Origin of the sequence: Paracoccus sp. UBA889 (assembly GCA_002294185.1) — a bacterium.
In the GTDB taxonomy this organism is placed as follows: Bacteria; Pseudomonadota; Alphaproteobacteria; order Rhodobacterales; family Rhodobacteraceae; genus Paracoccus.
This window is the reverse complement of sequence record DBFD01000029.1, coordinates 1-3,998: the sequence shown is the minus strand read 5'-3', so window position 1 is coordinate 3,998 and position 3,998 is coordinate 1. Positions and strand designations below refer to the sequence as shown.

The following is a 3,998-nucleotide window of genomic DNA, read 5'->3' as shown; positions in this document are numbered from 1 at the left end:
CCCTTGCCGACGTAGTCGTTGGCATCGCCGGACACTTCCAGCTTCAGCCCCGGCGCGGCAAACGCGCCCAGCGATTGCCCGGCGCTGCCGGTCAGCCGCACCGTCAGGTGGTCGGGCTGCAGGTTGTTGCGCATCCCGAATTTCTGCACGATCATGCTGGACGTGCGCGTGCCGATGGTGCGCAGCGTGTTGCGAACCGCGTAGGACAACTGCATCTTCTCGCCATCCTCGAAGAAGCGGGCGGCGTCCTTGACGATATCGGAATCCAGCGTGTCCAGAACCGCGTTGCGCGGCTTGGTGCGGTCATAGACGATCTTGTCCGCGCCATCGACGGTGATCAGAAGCGGGTTCAGATCCAGATCGTCAAGATTCGCTGCGCCCCGACTGACCTGGGTCAGCAGATCGGCCCGGCCGATCACCTCATCCAGCGAACGTGCGCCGATGCTGGCCAGGATTTCCCGCACCTCCTGCGCGTAGAAGGTGATCAGGTTGACCACCTTGTCGGCGCTGCCGGTGAACATGGCGCGCAATTTCTCGTCCTGCGTGCAGACACCCACGGGGCAGGTGTTGGATTGGCACTGGCGGACCATGATGCAGCCCATCGCGATCAGGGCCGCGGTGCCGATGCCGTATTCCTCGGCCCCCATCATCGCCGCCATGACGATGTCGCGACCGGTGCGCAGGCCGCCATCGGTGCGCAGCGTCACCCGTTCGCGCAGCCGGTTCATGGCCAGAACCTGATGCGCCTCGGTCAGCCCCATTTCCCAGGGCAGGCCGGCGAACTTGATCGAGGTCGCAGGGCTGGCCCCGGTGCCGCCATTATGGCCGGAGATCAGGATCACGTCCGCCTTGGCCTTGGCCACGCCGGCCGCGATGGTGCCGACACCGGAAGAGGCGACCAGCTTCACGGTGATCTTGGCGCGCGGATTGATCTGCTTCAGGTCATAGATCAGCTGCGCCAGATCCTCGATGCTGTAGATATCGTGATGCGGTGGCGGCGAGATCAGTGTCACGCCCGGCGTCGAATGACGCAGCCGCGCGATCAGCTTGGTGACCTTCATCCCCGGAAGCTGCCCGCCCTCGCCGGGCTTGGCGCCCTGGGCCACCTTGATTTCCAGTTCCTCGCAGGCGTTCAGATATTCCGCCGTCACGCCGAAGCGGCCGCTGGCGACCTGCTTGATCTTGGCGCAGGGATTGTCGCCGTTGGACAGGGGCTGACTGTGGGCCGGATCCTCGCCGCCCTCGCCCGAATCCGACTTTGCGCCGATCCGGTTCATGGCGATGTTCAATGTCATGTGCGCCTCGGGCGACAGCGCCCCCAGCGACATGCCCGGCGTCACGAAGCGCTTGCGGATCGAGGTGATGCTTTCCACCTCTTCCAGCGGCACCGCCTTGCCCAGCGGCTTGATGTCCAGCAGGTCGCGGATATGGATCGGCGGATTGGCCCGCATCGTGGCGCTGAACTGCTTCCAGATGTCATAGCTGGCCTTTTCGCAGGCCAGTTGCAGCATCTTCATCGTATTGGCTTCCCAGGCGTGCTTTTCGCCCGACCGCCGCAGCTTGTAGAAGCCGCCCACCGGCAGCAATTCGACATTCTCGGCGTGAAACGCCTTCTGGTGCAGCGCCTCGATCTTGGCTTGCAGCCCGTGCAGGCCGATGCCGCTGATGCGCGAGTGCATTCCGGGAAAATATTCCGCGACCATCGCGCGCGACAGGCCCACGGCCTCGAAGTTCAGGCCGCCGCGATAGGAAGACAGGACCGAGATGCCCATCTTGGCCATGATCTTCAGAAGACCCGCGTCCACCGCGTCGCGATAGCGGCGCATGTTGTCGATCAGGCTGCCCTCCAGCAGGCCGCGTTCGATCCGGTCCTGAATCGAATCCTGTGCAAGATAGGGGTTCACCGTGGTCGCGCCCGATCCGATCAATACCGCGAAATAATGCGGATCGATGCATTCGGCGCTGCGCACATTGACCGAACAGAAGGTCCGCAGCCCCTTGCGCGTCAGCCAGGAATGGACCGCGCTGGTCGCCAGGATCATCGGCATCGCGACCCGGTCCGAGCCCTGATGTTCATCCGTCAGCACCAGGTGGCCCGCGCCCGAACGCACCGCATCCTCGGCCTCGGCCCGGATCCGGGCCAGCCCTTCGCCAAGCGCGTCCTGCCCCGCGTCATCGGGAAAGGTGCAGTCGATATGGGTGACGTTCTCGCCGAACATCTTCACCATCTCGGAAAACTCGCCATTGGCGATGAACGGGCTTTCCAGGATCAGGATCTCGGTCTGCGCGCTGCTTTCGTCCAGCACGTTCTTGAGGTTGCCGAACCGGGTCTTCAGGCTCATCACCCGCGTTTCGCGCAGGCTGTCGATGGGCGGGTTCGTCACCTGGGAAAAGTTCTGGCGAAAGAAGTGGCTCATCGGCCGGTACTGGTTCGACAGCACCGCCGGCGGGGTGTCGTCGCCCATCGAGGCGATCGATTCCTTGCCGTCCTCGGCCATCGGCGCCAGGACATGTTCCAATTCTTCCAGCGTATAACCGGCGGCCTTCTGGCGGCGGCGCAGATCCTCGCCGCCGAACCGCGCCCGTTCGGGCAATTCGCGCATCATGTCGTTCAGATCGACGACCTTCTCGATCCATTCGCCAAAGGGCTGGCTTCCGGCCAGGCGGTCCTTGATCTCGGCATCGTGGTAAAGCTTGCCCTCCCACATGTCGACGGCGATCATCTGGCCCGGCCCAAGCGCGCCCTTTTCGCGGACCTTGGCCTCGTCGACCGGGACCATCCCGACCTCGGAGCCGGCGATCAGCAGGTTGTCGCCATTGACGACATAGCGCATCGGCCGCAAGCCGTTGCGATCCAGCCCGCCGCAGACCCAGCGACCATCGGTCATGGCCAGCGCCGCGGGCCCGTCCCACGGCTCCATCACGGCGTTGCAATAGGCGTACATGTCGGCCCAGGGTTTCGGCATGTCGGTGGTGGCCTTGGACCAGCTTTCGGGCACCAGCATGGTCTTGGTCATCGGCGCCGAACGGCCCGAACGGACCATCACCTCGAACACCGAATCCAGAGCCGCCGAATCCGACGACCCGCCCGGCACGATCGGCTTGATATCCTCGGCCATCTCGCCGAAGGCGTTGCTGGCCATGCGGATCTCGTGGCTGCGCAACCAGTTGAGGTTGCCTTTCAGGGTGTTGATTTCGCCGTTATGGGCCAGCATCCGGAAGGGCTGGGCCAGCCACCATTGGGGGAACGTATTGGTGGAATAGCGCTGGTGATAGATCGCGAAGGCCGATTCAAAGCGTTCGTCCTTCAGGTCGGGATAGAACTCCGCCACCTGTTCGGCCAGCATCATGCCCTTGTAGATGATCGACCGGCAGGACAGCGAACAGAAGTAAAGCTGCGTCACCTGGGCCGCGATCGCGGCCTTCTCGATCCGGCGGCGGATGATATACAATTCGCGTTCGAACTGGACATGGTCGATGTCCTTCTCGCAGCGGATCAGGATCTGTTCGATCTCGGGGCGGGTGGCATTGGCCTTTTCGCCCAGAACGGCGGTGTTCACCGGCACGTGGCGCCAGCCATAGATATAATGGCCCATGCGCAGAACCTCGGATTCCACGATGGTGCGGCAGGTTTCCTGCTGGGCGAAATTGATCCGCGGCAGGAACACCTGACCGACCGCGATCAGCTTGTCGTTGTCGGGCTCGTGCCCGGTGCGGCGAACCTGGTCATAGAAGAAGGGCACCGGAATCTGGACATGGATGCCGGCGCCATCGCCTGTCTTGCCATCCGCATCGACCGCGCCGCGATGCCAGATCGCCTTCAGCGCATCGATGCCGTGCTGCACGACCTTGCGGCTGGGCTTGCCGTCCAGATCGACGACGAAGCCCACCCCGCAGGACGAATGTTCGTCCTCGGCGCGATAGAGGCCGCTTGCGGCCATCCGGTCGCGGCGGGCCTGTTCCTCGGCTTGCCACTCGGGCGAAAACTCGGTCATTGC

At 63.8% G+C, this 3,998-nt stretch carries 1 protein-coding gene; it reads right to left on the bottom strand.

Annotation, left to right across the window (positions count from 1 at the left end; genetic code table 11):
* The coding region (gene gltB / locus B4L36_RS05340; RefSeq protein ID WP_292953488.1) for a glutamate synthase large subunit at positions 1 to 3,995 on the bottom strand (3,995 nt) is incomplete at its 3' end.
* Positions 3,996 to 3,998: the final 3 nt, after the last annotated feature.